Origin of the sequence: Methanohalophilus sp. WG1-DM (assembly GCF_004104135.1) — an archaeon.
GTDB lineage: Archaea > Halobacteriota > Methanosarcinia > Methanosarcinales > Methanosarcinaceae > Methanohalophilus > Methanohalophilus euhalobius.
Map to the genome: position 1 here is coordinate 1 of NZ_RRBA01000001.1, position 20,458 is coordinate 20,458.

Annotated in this window: 24 protein-coding genes and 1 rRNA gene; 11 read left to right on the forward strand and 14 right to left on the reverse strand. The window is 41.9% G+C overall.

What is annotated here, in order from left to right; translation table 11 throughout:
- Window positions 1-86 (forward strand): 5S ribosomal RNA (gene rrf, locus CI957_RS00005); the annotation flags it as partial.
- Window positions 87-277: 191 nt separating this feature from the next.
- On the opposite strand, the gene CI957_RS00010 is transcribed toward rrf, so the two are convergent.
- Entirely contained in the window at window positions 278-691 is a 414-nt protein-coding gene (locus tag CI957_RS00010) for a helix-turn-helix transcriptional regulator (protein WP_241645706.1), read from the reverse strand.
- 41 nt (window positions 692-732) lie between these two features.
- Between CI957_RS00010 and tgtA the strand changes: the two genes are divergently transcribed.
- From tgtA to CI957_RS00030, 4 genes are read left to right on the forward strand one after another with little or no spacing between them, the layout of a single operon-like run.
- A complete protein-coding gene (gene tgtA, locus CI957_RS00015; RefSeq protein WP_128753956.1) occupies window positions 733-2,208 on the forward strand; it encodes a tRNA guanosine(15) transglycosylase TgtA in 1,476 nt (491 codons plus the stop codon).
- A 48-nt stretch (window positions 2,209-2,256) separates the two neighbouring features.
- Window positions 2,257-3,198, forward strand: a complete 942-nt coding sequence (locus CI957_RS00020) for a UbiA family prenyltransferase (protein WP_128753957.1) — start codon at window positions 2,257-2,259, stop codon at window positions 3,196-3,198.
- Window positions 3,199-3,204: 6 nt separating this feature from the next.
- The gene (locus CI957_RS00025; protein WP_128753958.1) at window positions 3,205-4,362 is read left to right on the forward strand and encodes an NAD(P)/FAD-dependent oxidoreductase; all 1,158 of its coding nucleotides are present in this window, start codon (window positions 3,205-3,207) and stop codon (window positions 4,360-4,362) included.
- Window positions 4,363-4,373: 11 nt separating this feature from the next.
- Window positions 4,374-5,513 carry a radical SAM/SPASM domain-containing protein gene (locus CI957_RS00030; protein ID WP_241645708.1) on the forward strand — a complete coding sequence of 380 codons (1,140 nt, stop codon included), beginning with the start codon at window positions 4,374-4,376 and terminating at the stop codon, window positions 5,511-5,513.
- 38 nt (window positions 5,514-5,551) lie between these two features.
- On the opposite strand, the gene CI957_RS00035 is transcribed toward CI957_RS00030, so the two are convergent.
- Together CI957_RS00035 and serB are read right to left on the reverse strand one after the other, a co-directional pair.
- Window positions 5,552-6,406 (reverse strand): coiled-coil protein, encoded by an 855-nt coding sequence (locus CI957_RS00035; RefSeq protein WP_096711597.1) that lies wholly within the window; start codon window positions 6,404-6,406, stop codon window positions 5,552-5,554.
- Window positions 6,407-6,484: 78 nt separating this feature from the next.
- On the reverse strand, window positions 6,485-7,168 hold the full coding sequence (gene serB / locus CI957_RS00040; protein ID WP_096711596.1) for a phosphoserine phosphatase SerB: 684 nt from the start codon (window positions 7,166-7,168) through the stop codon (window positions 6,485-6,487).
- A gap of 172 nt (window positions 7,169-7,340) precedes the next feature.
- Here serB and CI957_RS00045 point away from each other — a divergent pair, with 172 nt between their 5' ends.
- The 4 genes from CI957_RS00045 (at window position 7,341) to CI957_RS00055 (ending at window position 9,585) form a co-directional block, all read left to right on the forward strand.
- Complete coding sequence (locus tag CI957_RS00045; protein WP_096711595.1) at window positions 7,341-8,177, forward strand: F420-dependent methylenetetrahydromethanopterin dehydrogenase; 837 nt, start codon at window positions 7,341-7,343, stop codon at window positions 8,175-8,177.
- Between the two features lie 27 nt (window positions 8,178-8,204).
- Window positions 8,205-8,345 carry a hypothetical protein gene (locus CI957_RS10530; RefSeq protein WP_157769641.1) on the forward strand — a complete coding sequence of 47 codons (141 nt, stop codon included), beginning with the start codon at window positions 8,205-8,207 and terminating at the stop codon, window positions 8,343-8,345.
- Window positions 8,346-8,446: 101 nt separating this feature from the next.
- A complete protein-coding gene (locus tag CI957_RS00050) occupies window positions 8,447-9,190 on the forward strand; it encodes a proteasome assembly chaperone family protein (RefSeq protein ID WP_164908980.1) in 744 nt (247 codons plus the stop codon).
- A 5-nt stretch (window positions 9,191-9,195) separates the two neighbouring features.
- Window positions 9,196-9,585, forward strand: coding sequence for a DUF473 domain-containing protein (locus tag CI957_RS00055; protein ID WP_096711593.1), 390 nt, complete (start codon window positions 9,196-9,198; stop codon window positions 9,583-9,585).
- Here the strand turns inward: CI957_RS00055 and CI957_RS00060 are convergent, their stop codons facing one another.
- From CI957_RS00060 to CI957_RS00085, 7 genes are read right to left on the reverse strand one after another with little or no spacing between them, the layout of a single operon-like run.
- The gene (locus tag CI957_RS00060) at window positions 9,586-10,200 is read right to left on the reverse strand and encodes a DUF169 domain-containing protein (RefSeq protein WP_241645712.1); all 615 of its coding nucleotides are present in this window, start codon (window positions 10,198-10,200) and stop codon (window positions 9,586-9,588) included. It abuts the gene before it with no gap.
- Between the two features lie 4 nt (window positions 10,201-10,204).
- Window positions 10,205-10,465, reverse strand: coding sequence for an endonuclease V (locus CI957_RS11180; protein ID WP_105460521.1), 261 nt, complete (start codon window positions 10,463-10,465; stop codon window positions 10,205-10,207).
- Window positions 10,354-10,821 carry an endonuclease V gene (locus tag CI957_RS00070; protein WP_105460522.1) on the reverse strand — a complete coding sequence of 156 codons (468 nt, stop codon included), beginning with the start codon at window positions 10,819-10,821 and terminating at the stop codon, window positions 10,354-10,356. The genes CI957_RS11180 and CI957_RS00070 overlap by 112 nt, the downstream gene beginning before the upstream one ends.
- Window positions 10,822-10,871: 50 nt before the next feature.
- On the reverse strand, window positions 10,872-12,491 hold the full coding sequence (sepS, locus tag CI957_RS00075; RefSeq protein WP_105460523.1) for an O-phosphoserine--tRNA ligase: 1,620 nt from the start codon (window positions 12,489-12,491) through the stop codon (window positions 10,872-10,874).
- A gap of 12 nt (window positions 12,492-12,503) precedes the next feature.
- Window positions 12,504-12,641, reverse strand: a complete 138-nt coding sequence (locus CI957_RS10785; RefSeq protein ID WP_241645715.1) for a hypothetical protein — start codon at window positions 12,639-12,641, stop codon at window positions 12,504-12,506.
- A 26-nt stretch (window positions 12,642-12,667) separates the two neighbouring features.
- Window positions 12,668-13,117 (reverse strand): hypothetical protein, encoded by a 450-nt coding sequence (locus CI957_RS00080; RefSeq protein WP_241645719.1) that lies wholly within the window; start codon window positions 13,115-13,117, stop codon window positions 12,668-12,670.
- 45 nt (window positions 13,118-13,162) lie between these two features.
- Window positions 13,163-13,435 carry a UPF0147 family protein gene (locus tag CI957_RS00085; protein ID WP_013037155.1) on the reverse strand — a complete coding sequence of 91 codons (273 nt, stop codon included), beginning with the start codon at window positions 13,433-13,435 and terminating at the stop codon, window positions 13,163-13,165.
- Window positions 13,436-13,655: 220 nt separating this feature from the next.
- On the opposite strand from CI957_RS00085, the gene CI957_RS00090 reads away from it, so the two are divergent.
- A complete protein-coding gene (locus CI957_RS00090) occupies window positions 13,656-14,147 on the forward strand; it encodes an Sjogren's syndrome/scleroderma autoantigen 1 family protein (protein ID WP_096711589.1) in 492 nt (163 codons plus the stop codon).
- Window positions 14,148-14,149: 2 nt separating this feature from the next.
- On the opposite strand, the gene CI957_RS00095 is transcribed toward CI957_RS00090, so the two are convergent.
- The 4 genes from CI957_RS00095 to CI957_RS00110 form a co-directional block, all read right to left on the reverse strand.
- Window positions 14,150-16,414 carry a DEAD/DEAH box helicase gene (locus CI957_RS00095; protein WP_128753959.1) on the reverse strand — a complete coding sequence of 755 codons (2,265 nt, stop codon included), beginning with the start codon at window positions 16,412-16,414 and terminating at the stop codon, window positions 14,150-14,152.
- A gap of 76 nt (window positions 16,415-16,490) precedes the next feature.
- Complete coding sequence (gene glyS / locus CI957_RS00100) at window positions 16,491-18,242, reverse strand: glycine--tRNA ligase (protein ID WP_128753960.1); 1,752 nt, start codon at window positions 18,240-18,242, stop codon at window positions 16,491-16,493.
- Between the two features lie 285 nt (window positions 18,243-18,527).
- On the reverse strand, window positions 18,528-19,319 hold the full coding sequence (locus tag CI957_RS00105; protein ID WP_096711586.1) for a 2-amino-3,7-dideoxy-D-threo-hept-6-ulosonate synthase: 792 nt from the start codon (window positions 19,317-19,319) through the stop codon (window positions 18,528-18,530).
- Between the two features lie 45 nt (window positions 19,320-19,364).
- On the reverse strand, window positions 19,365-19,883 hold the full coding sequence (locus CI957_RS00110) for a deoxyuridine 5'-triphosphate nucleotidohydrolase (protein WP_096711585.1): 519 nt from the start codon (window positions 19,881-19,883) through the stop codon (window positions 19,365-19,367).
- Window positions 19,884-20,129: 246 nt separating this feature from the next.
- Here CI957_RS00110 and CI957_RS00115 point away from each other — a divergent pair, with 246 nt between their 5' ends.
- A complete protein-coding gene (locus CI957_RS00115; protein ID WP_128753961.1) occupies window positions 20,130-20,360 on the forward strand; it encodes a hypothetical protein in 231 nt (76 codons plus the stop codon).
- Window positions 20,361-20,458: the final 98 nt, after the last annotated feature.

The following is a 20,458-nucleotide window of genomic DNA, read 5'->3' on the forward strand; positions in this document are numbered from 1 at the left end:
ATCCCGAACACAGAAGATAAGCCTGCCAGCGTTGTATACTGTACTAAAGTGCGAGAGCCTTTGGGAACTATGCATCGCTGCTGACTCAACTTATTGACTCTTACTAATTCTCTATATTTTTTCTTAATTATGCTATCTGCAATATCTTTCCTCCTATTATCAACTCGCTAGGTAAATCAATACCAAATCTCCAATTTTATTACAGCCTGATGTTGAAGGGAAGATTAGAGGAAGAGGATTTAGATAGATCGAATGAATTCAATAAAGGAATAATGGTTTATTTCCCTGATATTCCTTCAATCATCTGCTTGCCTTCTTCTGTAGCACTATATATTATCCAATTTCCTTCTCTGGTTCCTTTAATAATACCACTTCCACTTAATATTGAAAGGTGGTACGATAACTTTGAATCAGGTACTTTCAGAATATGCTTTATTATGCATACACAGAGAGGTTGCCTGGCTACCATATATAGTATCTTCAATCTGAGTGGGGATGATAATGCATGGTGAATCTCACTCCATCTTTTGAATTCATCTTCAGGAGGCATTTTTTTATAAAGGTTGTCCACTCCTCCTTTATGTTCTATTTCGCATTTTATGGGTTCGGGAATAATCATTTTTTCACCTGCTATAATAAAGACTGAACTTGGATATATTGTCTTTCTCCTTTTCACATTTTCCATTACCATTCAAATACACATATATACTATCACCGGTATCTATTGCTCCCATGACCGCTGTATTCGAAATACTGCAAAAAGACGCAGCTGGCCGTATTGGTAGACTGCATACACCACATGGTGTTGTTGAAACACCAACGGTTATGCCAGTTATCAATCCCAACATAAACACAATACCCTCTTCTGAAATGCATCAGTTTGGTGCACAAATACTTATTACAAATTCATATATCATTTCTCGCAAGGACAAACTCAGGAACGTCGCACTGGAAAAAGGCCTGCATCATCTTCTGGATTTTGATGGTCCCATTATGACAGATTCAGGTTCTTTTCAACTATCCGTTTATGGGGATGTTGAAGTAACAAACGAACAGATTATAAAGTTCCAAAAAAACATTGGTTCTGATATTGCAGTCCCCCTTGACATTCCAACCCCTCCTGATGTCTCTTACAAAAGGGCAGAAGGCGAACTTGAAACTACTCTTGAAAGAGTGATTGCAGCCAAGGAAATTGTAACAGATAATATGCTTTTGGCGGGTCCTGTACAGGGCTCCACTTATCTGGATCTCAGGGCCCACAGTGCGAAAACCCTTTCAAAACATGCCTTTGATGTATATCCTATCGGAGCTGTGGTTCCTCTCATGGAATCCTATCGTTATGCGGATCTGGTTGATGTTGTTATTTCTTCCAAAAAGGGTCTTGATCCTGTGAAACCGGTCCATCTATTTGGTGCCGGTCATCCAATGATGTTTGCTCTTGCTGTAGCAATGGGATGTGACTTATTTGATTCAGCAGCTTATGCCCTTTATGCAAAAGCAGGACGCTATATAACTGTTACCGGAACATCTCATCTTAAAGATCTTCAGTATCTTCCATGTAATTGTCCGGTGTGTTCTGCTCATACTGCATCGGAAATTAAATCTGCTTTCAACTCCACAGAATTACTGGCAAGACACAATCTGTATGTGACCTTTGCAGAAATTCGCAACATCAAGCAGGCCATAAGGGAAGGTAACTTGTTAGAACTTGTGGAACAGCGGTGCAGGAGCCATCCCTCAATGCTGTCAGCTCTTAAAAGATTGTACAATTACAGTCCCTGGCTTGAAAGACTTGATCCGTTTTCCAAATCCACCTTCTTCTATACCGGACCCGAATCTTCAAAAAGGCCGGAAGTTGTGCGATTTGAAGAAAGAATTGGCCGCTTTAATCTGGATGGTAAAATTCTCATACGCTCAAATTCTGTGAAAGGCGAAGGAACTTATGATCACGTCCTGAATTTCAAACCTCCTTTTGGAGCATATCCTGTTGAACTTTCTGAAGTATATCCTTTCAATGCAGAAATCCCTGAAGAAATGGATTCGTCTGCAACAGGTATGGCTTTACAAAACGTAATAGGACTTATTAATAAAAACAGGAATGGATTATTCTATTTGAATCTTCCAGAACAGTACACTGTTCATCCACTTTATGAAACTCTCAAGAAGATTGCCATTCCTTTAGATGAAATGCCCAGTGAAAATCTTTAACTAAACTGACAGAAATCACGGATTTGAATCTAATCCCGGGTGATTTACTTGGTATCTACAACTGGATCAAAGTCCCGCAACCCCTATCTGGAACTACTCAGACCTGAAATAGCTGATATGGACCTTGCCCTACCGGCAGCAAGTGCATTGCTTGCATCATATATATACGCCGGAGATCTACCTTCGGTTTTGCCTTTCATTATTGCAATTATTGGTGGTTATGCTGCGATAACAAGTTCTTATGTGTTCAATGACTGCTGTGATATTGATATAGATAAGATCAACCTGCCCGAAAGACCCATTGCATCTTCCACTCTCACGCAGGAACAGGGGCTCAAATATGCCTTTGTCCTTGTAGTTATTGCATCAATAGCTGCCTTGTATCTGAATCCCGAGTCTTTTGTGGTACTTGTGATAGCAGTTAGTACTATAAGCATATATTCAAAATTTGCTAAAAGATCTACCTACTTAAGCTTTGTACCAGTGGGTATTGCATACGGGCTTGTACCGATTGGTATCTGGCTTGCTTTTGATCCTGCGGGAATTCTAAAGGGTGCGGACACTTCCATTCTTCCCCTCCCCGGGATTTTCCTGGGTATTATGATGTGTGTTACCGATTGGGGATTTACTCTTTCCGGTGTCTCCAGGGATGTGGAAGGTGATCGGGCTAAAGGTGCGCCTACATTCCCTGTAGTATTTGGTGTACCTGCGACATCTAAATTGGTGACTGCCTGTTGGATTATAGGTGTAATTTCTTCCCTCATAATAGGTTGGACGGCACAACTTGGTCCTATTTTCTTCACAGGGGCAATTCTTGCGGGGATGTGGATGATTATCCAGTCCCTTGATTTTATCAAAAATCCTCTGCCCGAAAGAGGAGGAATGCTTTTCCTTCAGGGTTCTCGCTACAGGGGCGTAATGTTTGGTTCCCTGATAATTGATGTAATTCTGTCTATAGTTTCTGAGGGTTATGTGAATATTCTATGGTGATTTATAATGGATGCTGATGTCATTGTGGTCGGTGCTTCCCCTGCCGGTTTAGCTGCTTCCAGAGTAGCGTCTGAGCAGGGTTTGGATGTCCTTTTAATGGACAAACAAGACGTATTGGGTGAAAACACACATCCTGCTAACACTTTTTTTAAAGGAATGTTTGACAGGGCCGGTGAAACTGTGGATAGTTCCTATGTCCTCAAAAATTTAAGAGGGGCCAATATTGTAGCCCCTTCCGGATCCTATGTGGAAGTCGAAAGTCCCGCTTATTTTCTGGACCGCCCTGCATTTGACCGGTATTACATACAGAAAACCAGGGGTTCAGGTGTTGATATTGCGACATCAGTTGAAGCATATAATGTATTGAAAAATGATGAAGGGGTTTCTGTGAGTACTTCGCAGGGCACCTTCGATTCTAAACTTGTAATAATCTCAGATGGAATCAATTCTAAACTCGCTTCTCTTTGTGGCCTTTCTGCAATGAAACATCCGGATGATATAGCTTGGGCTATGGAGACAGAGGTAGAAGGTGAGGGGATTGGTGAGCCGGACATGTTTGAATATTTCGTGGGAAGCGTGGCTCCCGGATGGAAATCAACTTATTCTCCCTGTGGAGGCGACAGGGCAACCCTGGGTGTCTATGTAAGAAGGCATGGCAGGGATGTATCTTCCTTTTTTGATAGGTGGGTGGATAAATTCAAGCGGATGAAGGGTTTGTCAAATTTAAGCATAGGTGAAGTGAAAACCGGAGGGGACCCTATCGCTACTATTCCCAACCAGATGGTTGCTGATGGTATTATGCTTACAGGAGGTGCATCCGGACAATCGGGCATTGGCTATTCCATACACGGAGGCAAAATGTGTGGAAAAGTTGCTGCTGAAAGTATACAGGAGGGGAATACCTCTGCTCGTTTCCTGTCCCGTTATTCACATAGGTGGGCAAAGGAATACAGGACCGAATATTATTTGGGTAGAATGGCGCTTGAAACTCTTCGCAAAATGGATGATAGTGAGATAAACAGTATGATGGAAGTTTTCAAACAGGAGGACCTATCTTTCCTCCAGGGTTCATCTCTTCAAAAAGCATTACAGATCTCTCTTTTCATGCTAAAAAAGAAACCGTCATCGCTTCTTGGATTTAGTGCATTCCTGAGAAACAGGTGATGTGTGGTAACATGAAATACGATTTTTATAGAAATCCCTTCTTCAAGGTTTATGCTACTGTTGAAAACGGACGTGTCAATATGCATACCTCAGGTCTTGCATCAAAAGCAGTGAAACCGCTGCTATCAGATATGATGGATATGTTCGATGGTTCCAAACCGGCCCTTGTAAATGGTGAGTCTCTTGTGTTCTCCACCTGGATGCCCCCTATCCCAGGAAAGGCTTTTGACAGGTTGGTTTCCAGCCAGATGGGGTATATGAGGGGGAAAATGGTTCCTGAACAGGTGACAATTTCCATCACCGAGGAATGTCCCAACAGGTGTCTGCATTGTGCGTTGCCTAATACAAATAACAGGGCATCTCTTTCACCCGAGATTGTAAAAAATGCTATTGACCAGTGTCTGGAAATGGGTTCAACTTTAATTATTTTTGATGGGGGCGAACCTCTGTTATATGAAGGACTTGAAGATCTCATTAACTATGTTGATAATGAGAAGGCAATAAGCGGTCTGTTTACTTCCGGTGTAGGTCTGGATTTTGCAAAAGCCCTGGCATTAAAAGAAGCAGGCCTGAATATGCTCAGTGTCAGTCTGGACAGTGCATTCGAAGCAAATCATGACAGGATGCGTGGCAGGACAGGTGTTTACAGGGCTGCTATGTCTGCTATAGAGAATGCCCTTGATGTCGGATTACTGGTAAATATCTATGTCGTAATTTCTCCTTCTAATATCGATGAGCTGGACGATTTCTACCAGCTTGCAAAGGACATGAGTGTACATGAGATCACCTTTTTTGAGATCGTACCCACGGGTCGATGGTTTGATCATAAGGATGACCTTCTCTCATCCGGGGACATGCAAAAATTCAATGATTTTATTGAGCGTTCAAACAATATGAGTGGACCCCGTATATTTTCGGTTCCTCATGTATTGCGCAAAATGGGATGCTTTGCGGGTAAAAAATGGTTGCATATAACCCCTGAAGGAAATGTCAGTCCATGTGCATGCATACCAATTTCGGTGGGTAACATACATGAAGAAAAAATAAATAAAATATGGGATAGAATCCGGAAAGATCCTGTCTATAAAGCAAAAACATGTCTTATGCGGGATGATAATTACAGAAATCAATATGTCCTTAAATATATATGAAATATAATCAGGGTTTCCCCGGATAATTATTTCCATTCTTATAGAAGACCGGACTTCTGGAGAGTCATGAGGTTTTCTGTAGTAAGTTTCTCGCCGGATTTGAACTTATCAAATATATCCTCGGCATCCTTACGGACTTCTTCCATGTCTGCGCCTTTCCTGCCACCATCTTTCTTCTTGAGTTTGCGAAGTTCTTTGTCAATATCCCGGATTTCCTTCTGAGCTGCAATGAAAGCCTTGTGCTGTTCATCTGCTTTTTCCTGGATTTGTACAAACTCTTTATGTGCAGTATCGGATTCCGCGCGTATCTTATCCGCTTCTTTGAAAGTGGTAATCATCTTGTCATGATATTCCTGAGCTTTCTGAGCATATTCAGAAAGGGTTGTATGGTAGCCGGAAGCCTCTTCCCTGATTTCCTGTGCTTCCGTAAGCAGATCGTTTAGCTCAGTATTACTTTCAATTTGCTTTTTCTTTGTATCATAAAGTTTCCGGAGTTCGGATATCTTGTTGACCAGTTCTTTTTCTTTTGATGGTGTAAGCACTTCGGTCTGCTGTGAGAATTCCAGCCTGTCGATATCCTTGCGAATCTCTTTCAGGGATGGTCCCGTAAGATTATTGGCACTTCTGAGCTCATCAACTTTTCCAAAAAGTTCATTTGCCTTTTCATTGGTCTTATCACGAAGCCCCTTGAATTCCTGGACTTTTTCGTTGTTTTCATCACGAAGTTTTTTGTATTCCTGTGCTTCGTTGATAAGATCCTTGGTCTTTTTGTTGAGCTCATTGCGTTTAGATGCAAGTGTACTTGCCTGTGCATTAAGTTCATTACGTTTATTCTTGTGTTCTTCAGAGGCGTCCCTCAGATCTTTCCTTTTGTCTTTCAGTTCTTTTTGCATATTCGATTTATCCTCCCGGTCCAGCAAATGTAGCTGGCATTTCATGCATTTCTAATGCACGATACTTCAGGACCCACTTTATTGTAGTGAATCAATCACGGAAATTAATGCCCTAAGATCCTTCTTTGAAATTATGACATCTGCATGTTGATGGAGAATTGGTTTTGGATTGAATGCAATCGAATAACCTGCTCTCTTAAATATACAGACATCATTTGCCCCATCTCCTACCACGATACAATCTTCGGGTAGGAAGCCATTCTTTCTGGCAATTTCTTCAAAGGCAACTTCTTTTGAAAGGTTTTGTGTCATAGGGCCAGACACTACACCTGTCAGATATCCATTTTTCACCTCTAGAGTGTTGGCATATACGTAATCGATGTTGAGTAATTTTGCAACCCTGTCAGAGGAAAGAGTAAATCCTCCGGATAACATTGCAGTTTTGTATCCAAGTGATTGTACATGCTCAAGGAGTTCTTTTGCACCAGGCATTAGTTCGATCTTTTCAACCGCGTCCTTTGCCTTTGTAATTTCCAGACCTTTAAGGAGTTTCACTCTTTCCAGAAGAGCCAGATGGTAGTCAAGTTCTCCTCTCATTGTGCGATCTGTAATCTGTGCAACTTTGTCTGCCACTCCTGCAGCAAGTGCAAGCTCATCGATACACTCAGCATCTATTAGGGTGCTGTCCATATCAAAAACAATCAGTTTAGAAAAATTTCTGTTAGAATTGCTGGCTAAAGTCACTTCATCAAACCTGATCATTTGAGATAATAATAGAGGTATGTAGGAAATATGGCTGTAGATTAGTTACATTGCTTTTAACTTTTTCGGATAATAATATCTGCTATTCCCTCTCTTGTTTAACAATTTAGTACTGTTATGTGTAAATCCAAAAATAATATATGCTACGTAGTTATTTTCCCTCTGTGATTATATGGTAAAAGTAGGATTTATCAAATTGGGTAACCTGGGTATGAGCCAGGTCATTGACCTTGTACAGGATGAAATTGCAGCCAGGGAAGGTATCAGCACCCGCGTGTTTGGTACTGGTCCCAAAATGGACAAGGAAACAGCAGCTTCTACTGATGAATTGAAGGCATGGGAGCCTGACTTTGTTGTAATGATCAGCCCCAACGCAAGTGCACCGGGTCCCAAATCTGCCCGTGAGTTATGGAACGATTATCCATGTATTGTCGTCTCTGACGGACCTACCAAGAAAGATGACAGACAGGCTCTTGAGGATGCAGGTTTCGGTTACATTATAATGACTGTTGATCCTCTTATCGGTGCCAAGACAGAGTTCTTAGATGCTGTCGAAATGGCCTCCTTTAACTCTGATGCAATGAAAGTCCTTTCCACTTGTGGTGTGGTCAGGCTTCTCCAGGAAGAACTTGATGCGGTAACTGCTCAGGTCGATGAAGGCAAATCCGGTGCAGACCTTGAACTTCCACACATTCTTGCAAAACCACAGAAATGCATTGAACGTGCCGGTTTCAATAACCCTTACGCTAAAGCAAAGGGTCTTGCAGCCCTCCACATGGCAAGCAAAGTCGCAGAAGTAAACATGCCAGCCTGCTTTATCCTTAAAGAGATTGAAGATGTTGCTCTCACTGCAGCAGCAGGCCATGAACTCATGCGTGCAGCCGCACAGCTTGCAATTGAAGCCAGGGAAATTGAGAAAGCCAATGATTCTGTGTTCAGGCAGCCTCATTCCAAGAAAGGTGCCCAGCTTCAGAAAATAAAACTTTATGAGAAACCACAGAAAGTGTAAACTCACTTTCTTTTTTATTTTTAAGAAATGGATCCACTGACAATTGTTATTATTGCACTACTTTTCTTTGCACTGGCAGTGCTTTTAACGGCCTTTTTCTTAAAATCTGCAATATTGATGTCACACCAGCAGGATGAAGATATAAACCTGAAAGAAAAGAAATTATAATTTTTATATGTTTCATTTCGGGCAGGACTTATTTATCAGTATGAACATATACTATGCTAGTTGGTATAGTTTATATTAGATTTCTAAACGCAGGTGGTTTTTTGTCGGAAACAGATTACAAAAGTGATGTACATATTATCACAGAAAAGGTAAAATCCGAAGAGCCTATTTTAATAGAAGGGTTCCCGGGTATCGGGCTTGTGGGTAATATTGCAAGTCAGCAAATAATTGAAGAACTCAATATGGAATATATAGGTTCCATAGAATCCCGTTATTTCCCTCCCATAGCAGTGCTCTATGAAGGGATAATCAACATGCCTGTCAGGATATATGAAAATCCGGCTCTCAATCTTATAATGGTTGTGTCGGATATCCCCATCAATCCTTCTATTTCCTATGATGTAAGTAAGGCCCTTCTTGATTGGGCTGAGTCGGTAAATGTAAAGGAAATCATTTCAATTGCCGGTATTGCTACCATGAGTGAAGAACCCGTTGTATTCGGTGCTGCTACGACTGAGGAAATGCTGGAACGCATAAAAGAAAAAGTGGAAATATTCCAGATGGGTACAATATCGGGTATATCCGGCAGTATTATGGCGGAATGCTTTATGCGTAAACTTCCTGCCATCAGTCTTCTGGGAGCTACACAAACCCAGAATCCGGATCCAAGGGCCGCTGCAGCTGTAATAAAGATACTAAATGACTTCTGCGATTACTCAATAGATACGGAAAGTCTCATCGAGCAGGCTGAGAAGATTGAAGCTGAGATGCAGAAACTTGCAGAAGATGTGCGGAGCACGGAACAGCCTTCTTCCACCAGGAAAGAGTTCCCGATGTATGGGTGATCTAAATGGAATATGTTGCTTTAACCGGAATCTCTCATGATGTAGTTACAGATCTTAAGAACCATGGGCTAAGGACGATTGAGATCAGAAGTCCTCATAATTTTTTCACGGCACTGAATCTGCACGTAGGAGATAATATTTTCCTTACTTCCACAAGTACACAGGATTTGACTGCAGGCACAAAGGGTATTATTGTAAAACTAATGCAGCATCAGGTTTCTACGCATCGTATAATCAACGGTACGGATAATTTTTACGAGGAAAGGGAAATGACCATGATACGTATCCAGCTGCAATCTAGATGTATGGCAAGGGTGAGGAAAGTGCTCTCCAATCAGATAGGGCAGATTACCCTTGTTGATGCCGAAGAAATGTCCTTCTATGATGCCCGTTGATCAATCAAAGGTATTCGGGATTATTCCCAATGCCTTTTCTACTTTTTCCAGCATGTCATAGCGTATTCCGATAGGTACTTCTTCGCTGCTATACTTGCTGTGTTTTCTGGATCCTTTGCAGCCAAAAGACAGACCAATTCCTTTATTCAGGGTCCCTGCTACACAATCACTGCATACAGAAGCTGCGCCGATTGTTTGAATGTCTGCCGGAGCTCCATTATAATAGGCCATCGCCTGGATTATTCGCATTGCTTTTTCCGGTTTCAGGTACAAAATACAAAGATCAAATTTTGTGCTGTTTTTTGAAAGAGGTTCGATTTTCAAAGTCCCGTATTCCTTTTCCAGCCGGCTGAGGGAAAGGACCGCATTTTCTGCGATTTCGTATGATGCGTATCTACCTGTATTAAAATAATATTCAGCCGGGGGTTCATTGCTTTTACCAAGTATGAATTTGCCGACTCTGCATCGTTGTGCTGTAATCAAGGATTGTTTTCCATATCTTGCATCGGTAATAATTTCGCAGAAAAGTTTCTCCGATACGTCCCCTCTCGTACTGTCCTGGAAAGTAATACAAACCGGACTTCCTTCATCCATGATGCCCTTTATGCTTTTCATCCACTCATGTACCACCGCGTTTACCCCTTTTCTTTTTCTCTTCTCCTGCACATCGATGAGCAATCCTTAATGGTTCAGGCATTTTGTTTCCTCTCAAGCACTTTTTTGTGATATCCAGGCAACTCCTGGTAGATGTCAGATGTCCGACTGTAATTACGATTGGTTTTGTTTCGGGCAATACTTTAAGGAGCCAACCTTTTTGTGTTCCTTCATGATACAATGGCTGGGCTTCTTTTCTTTTTGTGGCATTTTTGCTCTGCCACAAAAAATTCTTTTTGTAATCCCGATTGTAGGCTTATCCAGGATCACTCCAATATGAGAGGTAAACCCGGCGTTTGCAGGATGGGTGATACCACAGGCATTGATCATAAGCAGATCGGGTTTGTGGTTGAGCTTCTGGTAGGCTCTTATTGTCCCTTCCCCCTCACGAAATGAAAAAAATCCCGATATATAAGGAAAACTTATCTTTCCAATATGAACTGTCCTTTCGACAAATTCCATTGTGGGATATTTTAGTACGACAATACAGCATATTACAAGATCTTTGAAATAGGTACAGTCAGTACCCCCAATAAGTTTGATATTTTCAAACCCATCAATGGTGACAACCTGTCTGCCTATTTCTTCCTGAAGATTTCTGAACCACTATAGAGCGGAATCTGGCAGTTTTTTCATGAAATTTCTGTCTTTATCGTGGTAAACACAGGTCCCCGTATGTCTATTTTCTTGTTTTTGCCGGTCACGTAACGCTGGGCAAGGGGGGAGAGTTTAATGTTGATTTCTGCAGGTGTCTTTATTATTCGTGCACGAGTCTCAATTTCAGTATCGCCTTTTGCAACAGCATCTTCGACCTCTGTTGCGGCCTTTGCTGCCAGTGCTTCAATAAACCTGACACCCGTCCTTGCTGAATGATTGGAAAATGCTTTTTTCCATTTTTTATTATTTGGCAATCCCAGGATATCGTTATTGTAAATTACAATCTCATTAAAAGCAGCCGGGCCACAGAGTTTAGTGTCTTCTTCTGGTTCAATGACTGAAACCTTTACATTGTGCCCTTCAATTTCTCCTTCCCATGCAGGGAACTGGCAGGGGCTGGGTTCGGATGCATGGGCCTCACACTGTTTAACAATGGCTTCGAATATTTCCCTGCCCTGGGGTGTTTTAGGTATCATGTCAATTTCGACATGTCTGGCAAGTTCGCTGTCGGACATCTCCCATTCAGAGTACAATTCCATCTGTGGATAGCTCATGCCCCGCAGGTCAGTGGCCTCATGGATGATCATGGCAAGCCTTTCAACTCCAAGGCCCAGATTCATCACAGGACAGGGAATATCATATTTTGAAAGAGGTATCGGGGAATATATTCCAAAAGTAGCAATTTCTACCCATCCATCCGAATATTTGGTATTGGAATCTACAAGTTTTGGGTGGTATGCAAATACCTCTATCTGGGTATCCGGACTGTAATATTTACTGCGTTTTTCATCGGGCCTGAACTGGAATTTCTCAAAACCAAACTGAGACAACAGGGCCTGGGCAACAGCTTTGCCGTGATCTACGGTCACATCCTCGTCCATGATAACACAGGATGCTGAATAATAGGTCATAAGCCTGGCAGCATCTTCCTGTTGTTCCCGACGGAAACACCTGTCGATGGAGAACAAATTGAATGGTGGTTCACGGCGCTTGAGAATCTCTGAAAGGCTGATAAACCAGCCGGAGGTCATATGGCTGCGCAGGGTACGTTTGCCTGCTTTGGGTGTCAGTTCCTTAAATTCCGGGAACACCTGATCTATTACTTCGACTATGAGGGAATCTGACACGTCCAGTTTTGCGGCCATTTCGGGGACAAGATCATCGCCTTCGATCTCTCCTTTCTTATAGGCGTGCAGGACCTTTCGTATTATATCAATATCTTCTGTGGAAAGATCTCCCAGCATTTCTTTTATTTTAGATATACGCTCATCGGATATGCCGGCATTTGGTCGGGGAAGTCCTGCCAGGTAGAAACATCTGTCAAGTACGGCCAGTGCTTCATGGCCGAATTGTTTGTGCACTTCCTGTTCATCAACAATAATGGGATTCATCATCTCCTCAAAGCCCATTCGAAGATAGGCTTCCCTGAGTTTTGCAATAGTATCATAAACAGGATGAGGTTTACCATAGTTGATTGATGTTATAGGATAGCGCTCATTGAACTGGGGCTTTTTGATATATTTTGCGCTATCGTTCCAGGCCCTGTCAAAATCTTCGCTGGCATCTTCTCTTATTTTATCAGGATTGAATTTCATATGAGCTCCCTTTTAAATTTGATTTATTTCCTGCGAATTTGTCATTAATTTCTGGAATTTGTATTGCTGTAATGCATGGGTCAGATCTCCTCTGGTCTTTTCATTCAGGGATCTGAGATTTGCGGTAATTACATCAGGGTAATCAAACATTATTAAAAGTGAATAAATGTTATCCATTATCTGTAAATATTTTTCCCCTCTGCAGGCTTGTCTTCTCTTATCAGATCAAGTACATGCCTTCTCAATTTCCCGCCTGCCTCTGCAAGGCCATTAAGATAGGCTGAATCTTCGACTTCCATCTGTTGGGGAGTTGGCAATTCTTCAAGTGTCTTATTTTCACATAGTATAGAATAGGTAATAATACATTCCGCATATTCCTGCTGTGCCTGCCCCACAGGTCCTTTGTAATAAATTTCAGGGTATTTTCCCAGGGTCTCATTCATTTCCCGGAGATAATTACGAGCAGTCAGGAGATTCTTTTTGACAGTATCCCTGTCTTTGCGATGAATGGCGATAGTAGTTGTACGGCACGCTCTGACAAGTTTACGTGACAGGGCCAAGCCCCTTTCCTGTGCAGCATCCTTTTCTTCAAAATTTCCAATAAGGATGCCGGTAATAGTATCCATGTTTCCTGAGGATTATCTAGATATTAAAAAAAGATACCTGATGGATTATTCATCCACAGGTATTGTTTCAAGCTGACTTGCTACATTCCAGATTAATGTACGGGTATGAAGGGGAATGTTTGGGTCATTGCTGATGTCTTCAAGAATGGATATGCTTGAAGAAGCTCTCAGGAAAAGGGCTTCACTGTCATCGTTTAATTTTTCTACGACTTCGGTGGCGGAGCGCCTGATATTTCTTGGGACTGAATTATCGTTTGCTATGTGCTCCAGTACCTGTGTGCATTGCTCTATAACATCTTTAGTATTAACAGACAGCATTTTGATCACCTTGAGTTAATTAGGGACATAAAATAAGGGTTAGTTCTGTATGTCTAACTAATAATCTCATATAAAAACTTACCCGTTTGCTGGAATCTTATCTTATGAAAGTTGTTGGTTCTATTCAGTCAGATTTAAATTCCTGGGTGGACTATTACCTCTTTGTACTGAATGCTGTATTCCGGCCACATATTATTCTTTTAGTTGTGATGTGATAATAATGGGAAGAAATGATGACGATGCTAAAATAAGAAGAATTTCCAAATTGCTTGAGCTTGGTGGCACAATGCTTGCACAACATTGTGATACTTGTGGATCTCCTTTATTCCGTTATCAAGGGCAGGTCCTATGTCCTCTATGTAACGTTGCAGAAGAGGGGGAAGAGGACCAAAATGAAAAGGTAGAGGAAATGATTCCTTCTGTTGAAACAGAAGTATCCACGGGAATAAAAGAGGAGTTTGAAACAGAGCCTGTTGAAAGTAAATCGAAGGTTTCTTCGGAGCAACCGCACGCCAACTTTCAGGAACCAGTATCTGATTCATTGCATGCTGAAAGGAAGGGCTCAAGTCCCCTTGAACAATTGATAGAATCCAAACTTGTTGAAATAGCAAAAAATATTCAATCAGAATCAGATCCCCGGCGTGTAGAAGACGCTTTTGATCTTATCGAGAGGGGAATGAATATTCTGGAAAGGATAAGGCACAATTCCTGATCTTATCCTTTATATTCGCTACAAACCACTTCTCTAATACGTGCAGCGGTTTTAGGACCAATGAGTTTCACTTCCCTGAGTTCTTCTTCGCAAGCTTTCATTACAGCCTCAACAGACCCGAAATGTTCAAGCAGGTTGCGTGCTGCTTGTGGTCCAATCTGGGGTATTGCGGATACAATATATTCCTGCTGCTTTGAAATGATTGGAGCAGCTTTTTTCCCGTGGGGATTGATAGGTTTTTTTTCCTTTCCCTGCTGTCTTTTAGCTATCTGGAGTATGAGAGCTGCTGTTTCCTCTGCGTCTCTGGTATGGAGAATAGTTGTTTCAAAATCCATTGATATTGATAACATTGCACCGTAAATGGAAGATGGATTGATACGTCGGGCATTGAATAGTCCTTCTCCTTCGATAATCAGGATAGTTTTTTCATATGTGCGTGTCAGGTTTGAAATCTGCTCAAAGAGCTTCCCCTCAATAAGTGAATTCACGAAATCCCCGGTTTCCTTTCTCTCGATAGCGACATTCTCACTGACGATATAATCTCCCACTTCGAGGGTTTTTACACTAAGGGATGCACCTGCTTTTTGTAGATTGCGTGTTACAGTACTGCGTATCTCTCTTTGATCTGCCACGACTTCCGGTCCGTTTTCATCTTCAGGCCCCACGCGGTTGTCGAAATCTTCAAGACTGCGCTGCTTTTCTTTAATGAAAGGATTTTCGTGTTCATCTGTGGATAGTGTTTCCTGGAGTTGTCTGATATTTCCCTGCATCTTCTTTTCCCGGTTTGCACTGCTCCAGTAGTAACCTTCGTCCCGTGTCCCCTTTGTTACCAGAACTACAACCCTGCCGGCATGTTTGCGGCCGGTTCTCCCTTTTCTCTGGATACTGCGTATTTCCGAAGGAATTGGTTCATAAAAAACAACCAGGTCTGTTGCAGGTATATCCAGTCCCTCTTCAGCAACGGAAGTTGCAACAAGTACATTGAAGTTTCCCTGTTTGAAATGATCGATAATTTCGACCTGTTGTTTCTGGGTCAGGCCTTTGTCTCTGTATTTTGAACTCTGGCCTACAAATTTCACCGGATTTATATCTTCAATATTTGATAGTGCATCTGTTACCATTTCTGCGGTATCCCTGAAATTGGTAAAAACGATCACTCTTGAATCTGGATTGGAGGTTAATTGTTCTTTTACAATGTTACACACGGTCTCAAGTTTGGGATGCTCTGCACCGCACTCTTTAATACGATAGGATAATTGCCTCATGAACAGGTCTTCCATGAGTCTTTTAGAAGCTTTACTCGCTCCCTTTGTACAGGCTTCCCTCTCCAGGCGGTCCACATATTTGGCAAGAGCCCCTACTCCCTGGGTTTCAATAACTTCTATTGCATGGCCTGCTTTGAGGATTTCTGCCATGAGGGATATGGAACTGTATACAGAAGGATCAGGGTTTCCACTTCTGAGTTGGCCCTGCATTTTTCTCTGGAGTCCCAGTAGTTCCTTTTTTGATGTTTTTTTCCCGTAGGGCAGTCTGTATCCCAGTTCATCCAGTTTTTGGATTCTGTCTTCCAGGACTTTATCAAGCAAATCCTTGAGCCTTTGCATTTCATCGGGCAATTTTAAGTGAACCCATTCGACTTGTTTATGGTGGATATATGGGGTAACATCAGAATCGTCTTCTGTTTTGACTGCCACTTTTTCGATATGAAGGCTTTCGCAGACCTCTGCTATCTTTTCATCAGAGCTTCCCGGGCTTGCTGTAATTGCCAGACACAGGGGTTCTTTTGCCTGGTTGAAATATTCCTCTGCAATGTAGGTATATGAGTAGTTTCCAACAGCACGGTGTGCTTCATCGAATGTTATGTGGGCCACGTCCTGAAGACTGATCCTTTTTGTGAGCAGGTCGTTCTCGATGACCTGGGGCGTGGATACTATTACTCTGCCCTTTTCCCACATATTTTCCCTCTTTGCAGGAGGGAGATTTCCCGTAAATGTCATCACTTCTTCAGGTTCCAGGTTTAACATCTGGCTAAAAAAAGCTGCGTGTTGTTCGACCAGTGGTTTTGTGGGTGATAACATCACCACCTTTTTTCCCGTAGCCTCCAGTTTTGAAGCCATGACAAGCAGAGCTACTATTGTTTTGCCCAGCCCTGTGGGAAGGACTACCAGTGTAGAGGAAGATAGTGCTTTGCCTGCCAGGTCAAGCTGGTAGAGACGTTGTTCGACAGAATCGGTTTTAATCAGGGGATGTTGTATGTACTTTACCATATTACCCTTTACTTATCTTTAAAGGGGAAATAACAAACAATTTTTATTAATATCTTAGCAAAGCGGATTGAAAGTATTAGAGGGGGCTTCCCGCCTCCTCAAACACCATATTTCCACTGATTAATTTTTCCAGGTTTCCTTCAAGATCGCTTACATGGGTGCGAACCTGTTTCATGGTATCTCTTTCACGAATTGTAACGGTATCATCTTCAAGGGTGTCGTAGTCAATAGTTACCGAATATGGAGTACCTATTTCATCATTCCTTCGGTATCTTCTTCCGATGGTTCCCGAATCATCATAAGCCACCATCAATCCCATGTCCTTTAGGTTACTTACGATCTGCCTGCCTTTATTGACCAGTTCATCACTGTTTTTCATAAGTGGCAGGACTGCTACCTGGATTGGGGCGATTTCGCTTTTAAATTTGAGAAGAATGCGCTCCTCTTCCTTTTCTTCCTCAGCTGTAGGGGCCATTTCGGTTTCATAAGCATGTTCCAGTAATGTGTAGAATATCCTGTCGATTCCATAGGACGGTTCGATCACATGGGGCACCACAGTTTCCCCGCTTATTTTTTCTTCCACTTCTTCAGCTGAAACAACATCTTTTGGTACTGAAACTTCTTCGCCTTTGACTACTACTTTTATATCGTCATCTTTTTCGAGTTCTTCAGGCCCGAGTTGCTTGAGGGCTTCTGCAACATCCTTTGCTTTTTTCCTGAATAGGGGGCCTAGTTTTCCCATATCCGGTTTTACAGCAAATTTTTTCACCATTTTAGGTTCATCATATTCAATATAGACAGCCAGCTCATTTTTGCTCATATTTGTATGCGCATTCAGGTCATAGTCGGTCCTGTCAGCAATACCCACTGTTTCTATCCATCCAAAACGAGATGTCTTGATTTCGCCATCCCAGCAATCGATTGCATAATGTGCCATTTCATCTTTTTTATGCTGGCGGAATCTCAGTTTATCAGGAGATATACCAATACGTTTGAGGAAACGGTTGGTAAGAGCGATATGGTATGCAAGGAATTCATGGGCAATGATATTATTGTCAATTGCTTCCCGGATTGTCATTTCCTCCAGTTCCCCTCTTTCCTGGGCTTTATCGGAATAAAGTATTATCAGGTCATTCTCCACTGCAGTAATTTCTGGATGTGTTTTTTCTTGTGGATGGATGAATATTTCAGCTTCAGCCTGGGTAAATTCCCTGAGTCTTATGACACCCTGCCGCGGGGATATCTCATTACGATATGACTTACCGATCTGGGTTACACCAAAAGGCAGTTTTTCCCTGTAATAACGCGCCAGCCTCTGGAAATCAATGAAGATTCCCTGAGCGGTTTCCGGACGCAGGTATCCGGGTTTGCCATTGCCGGGTCCTATACTCGTCTCAAACATCAGATTAAATTCCTTGGCCTTTCCGAGTTTCCCCTCGCATTCCGGGCAGCAAATATCATATTTGCTGATCATCTCATCTACTTCTTCATTGGTCAATGCATCCGCAACCGCTACATAGTCTTCAATCAGGTGATCTGCCCGGAATGCCTCTCCACATTGTTCACACTCACACAGAGGGTCGGAGAAACCACCTACATGACCGGAAGCCACGAAAATGTCCTCAATGCCGATGGTGGGAGTTTCGATTTCCATGAAACCTTCCCGGACGACATATAATTGTCTCCAAATGTTTTCTATTCTGCGTTTCAGGGTACTTCCCAGGGGTCCGTAGTCATAGAATCCGGCAGTACCTCCATATAATTCAAAAGAGTTCCACAGGAATCCCCGTCTTTTTGCCAGTTCTATAACCTGCTCATATTTGTCCATAATTGAATCCTCGATAAATGGGATAATATATCTATGAAAGTGATCTCATTCTCCATATTTCCATGACATTTAATTCTATCGAACTATTTCAAAATTGCACTATAATTATGAACAGAACAATTAAAGCCCAGTAACATTTGCTCATTTATTGGGGATGTGTGACCTGTCTATAGAGGACTGTATATACACTATCATATACAAGACCATTTTCATATCGTACCACTACCTAACATATCTTCATTTGGCCATATCACTCACATGGTCTTGCTCTCATCTTTTCAAATATTATCTATTGAGGACTTCTTCTACAGATTCTCCCCCATGTACAATGCGGGATATTTTAGATACGGTAACAACCGGGTCTTCGGACTGGAATACATTTCTGCCGATTGCAACACCTCTGCCGCCTGCCTCCAGTGAATCATGTATCATTTGAAGGAGATCTTCTTCGGTTTCCATCTGGGGACCACCTGCTATAACAACAGGTACCGGGCAGCCTTCCACGACTTCTTTGAATGAATCAATATCTCCTGTGTAATTTGTTTTTACGATATCTGCTCCCAGCTCGGCACCCACTCTTGCAGCATGTTTCACATACTCTGCATCATGTTCTGATGCTACGCGGGGTCCTCTGGGGTACATCATTGCAAGAAGGGGAATTCCCCATTCATCACAGCCCTTTGCAATTCTACCAAGGTCCTGCAACATTTCTGCCTCATCATCTGCACCTATATTTATGTGGACTGATACTGCATCAGCGCCCACCTTTATGGCTTCCTCAATGGTGGTAACCAGTACCTTGTGGTTTGGATCAGGGCCAAGGGATGTTGAACCGGAAAGATGAATTATCAATCCCACGTCCTTTCCATATCCTCTGTGGCCATGTTTGGGAAGACCCATGTGCCCCAATACTGCGTTTGCACCACCTTCAGCGACTTTATTTACAGTAGTGGGCATATCTGTCAGTCCTCTTAGAGGCCCGGCCCCGACTCCGTGGTCCATTGGTATTATTATTGCGTTTTGTGTATTACGATCGAATATGCGTTCTATCCTTACGGATTTGCCAATTTCACTCATGTGTCCTCTCCTGTACATATATGCACATGTATTTTTTATAAAAAATTATTGTAAGCAGGTATTCTCATTCTGGTATTTACCATTGTATCCTTCATCCACTTCTGTGTGCAGAGTATAAAACACAAGTTGTATAAGACGCGCATTTTTTTGCAGTTTCAGGCCATCGGGGTTATATACAACAAGTAAACATTCGCTTCTGCCCCGGTATCCGGCATCCCATACAGCAGTTTCCAGAGTCGCTCCGGCACGTATCAGGCTTGACCTTGGTGTTGCAAGTGCTGCAATATTTTTGGGAATATTAACGATTTCGTTGAAGATAATTTTGTATATGCCCTTTTCAAGATCAATCCATTCCTCATAAAAATCAAGAGGTATACTTTCAGGAATTTGCCTTTTTGAATTATCAAAATCGATGGTACCCTCTCCATTTAGTCTGTGCACACTCTCAAGTGTAAGTTCGATACCATTGGGTTGCACCTGAAATTCTTCATCCACAAAACCTTCTACAAGAGGCTGCTCACCCTCCAGTAGTTTGTTAAGTTCTTTCCTTGATAGCATTGCCATATGTTATATACCTCTTTTTTGCATTTCTATTGTAAGACAGTCTTATATCATTCTGTTCCAATCTTCAGTAAGACACTTTGGAGGGGATATTTTATGTTAAACCTTATTTTTCAAACAATTCTGATAACTATTATACTTGTTTCAGTATATCTTGTTCGTAATAATAAAACTAAACTCCATTGTCGTATAATGGGTTTTGCTTTGTTTGCACAGCTTTTGTCGACAGTATTTTTTATGTACCCCGCTATGTCTGGTGTAAGATCTACTTATTACTTTAACACGTTTTTCAATATTGAACTGCTTTTCCATCATGGGTTGGGCCTTTTTATCCTTCTTTTGGGCCTTTATGTAGAATTACTTTTTATGGGCAGGGTCAAGGATATTCTCAATAGGTTAATTGCAATGAAACTCATAGCTGCATTATGGTTCCTTTCTTATCTGCTGGGGGTACACATCTATCTTGTGATGTACTATTGAATCTCAGGTTGCTTGGACTCTCTTCCAATAAACAACTGCAGACATCTTTTCAGGTGAATGAACCATAGAAACATTAAAATCATTTTAGGTTTATTGGA

Bases quoted from the DNA above. Each gene is read 5' to 3' on its own strand.
- CI957_RS00095 (WP_128753959.1), bottom strand. From the start codon at position 16,414: ATGGTAAAGTACATACAACATCCCCTGATTAAAACCGATTCTGTCGAA.
- CI957_RS00090 (WP_096711589.1), top strand. From the start codon at position 13,656: ATGGGAAGAAATGATGACGATGCTAAAATAAGAAGAATTTCCAAATTG.
- CI957_RS00030 (WP_241645708.1), top strand. From the start codon at position 4,374: ATGAAATACGATTTTTATAGAAATCCCTTCTTCAAGGTTTATGCTACT.
- CI957_RS00080 (WP_241645719.1), bottom strand. From the start codon at position 13,117: ATGGATACTATTACCGGCATCCTTATTGGAAATTTTGAAGAAAAGGAT.
- sepS (WP_105460523.1), bottom strand. From the start codon at position 12,491: ATGAAATTCAATCCTGATAAAATAAGAGAAGATGCCAGCGAAGATTTT.
- CI957_RS00115 (WP_128753961.1), top strand. From the start codon at position 20,130: ATGTCTGGTGTAAGATCTACTTATTACTTTAACACGTTTTTCAATATT.
- CI957_RS00105 (WP_096711586.1), bottom strand. From the start codon at position 19,319: ATGAGTGAAATTGGCAAATCCGTAAGGATAGAACGCATATTCGATCGT.
- CI957_RS00110 (WP_096711585.1), bottom strand. From the start codon at position 19,883: ATGGCAATGCTATCAAGGAAAGAACTTAACAAACTACTGGAGGGTGAG.
- CI957_RS10530 (WP_157769641.1), top strand. From the start codon at position 8,205: ATGGATCCACTGACAATTGTTATTATTGCACTACTTTTCTTTGCACTG.
- CI957_RS00055 (WP_096711593.1), top strand. From the start codon at position 9,196: ATGGAATATGTTGCTTTAACCGGAATCTCTCATGATGTAGTTACAGAT.
- CI957_RS00025 (WP_128753958.1), top strand. From the start codon at position 3,205: ATGGATGCTGATGTCATTGTGGTCGGTGCTTCCCCTGCCGGTTTAGCT.
- CI957_RS00035 (WP_096711597.1), bottom strand. From the start codon at position 6,406: ATGCAAAAAGAACTGAAAGACAAAAGGAAAGATCTGAGGGACGCCTCT.
- CI957_RS00045 (WP_096711595.1), top strand. From the start codon at position 7,341: ATGGTAAAAGTAGGATTTATCAAATTGGGTAACCTGGGTATGAGCCAG.
- tgtA (WP_128753956.1), top strand. From the start codon at position 733: ATGACCGCTGTATTCGAAATACTGCAAAAAGACGCAGCTGGCCGTATT.
- serB (WP_096711596.1), bottom strand. From the start codon at position 7,168: ATGATCAGGTTTGATGAAGTGACTTTAGCCAGCAATTCTAACAGAAAT.
- CI957_RS00085 (WP_013037155.1), bottom strand. From the start codon at position 13,435: ATGCTGTCTGTTAATACTAAAGATGTTATAGAGCAATGCACACAGGTA.
- CI957_RS00010 (WP_241645706.1), bottom strand. From the start codon at position 691: ATGGTAATGGAAAATGTGAAAAGGAGAAAGACAATATATCCAAGTTCA.
- CI957_RS00060 (WP_241645712.1), bottom strand. From the start codon at position 10,200: ATGAAAAGCATAAAGGGCATCATGGATGAAGGAAGTCCGGTTTGTATT.
- CI957_RS10785 (WP_241645715.1), bottom strand. From the start codon at position 12,641: ATGTTTGATTACCCTGATGTAATTACCGCAAATCTCAGATCCCTGAAT.
- glyS (WP_128753960.1), bottom strand. From the start codon at position 18,242: ATGGACAAATATGAGCAGGTTATAGAACTGGCAAAAAGACGGGGATTC.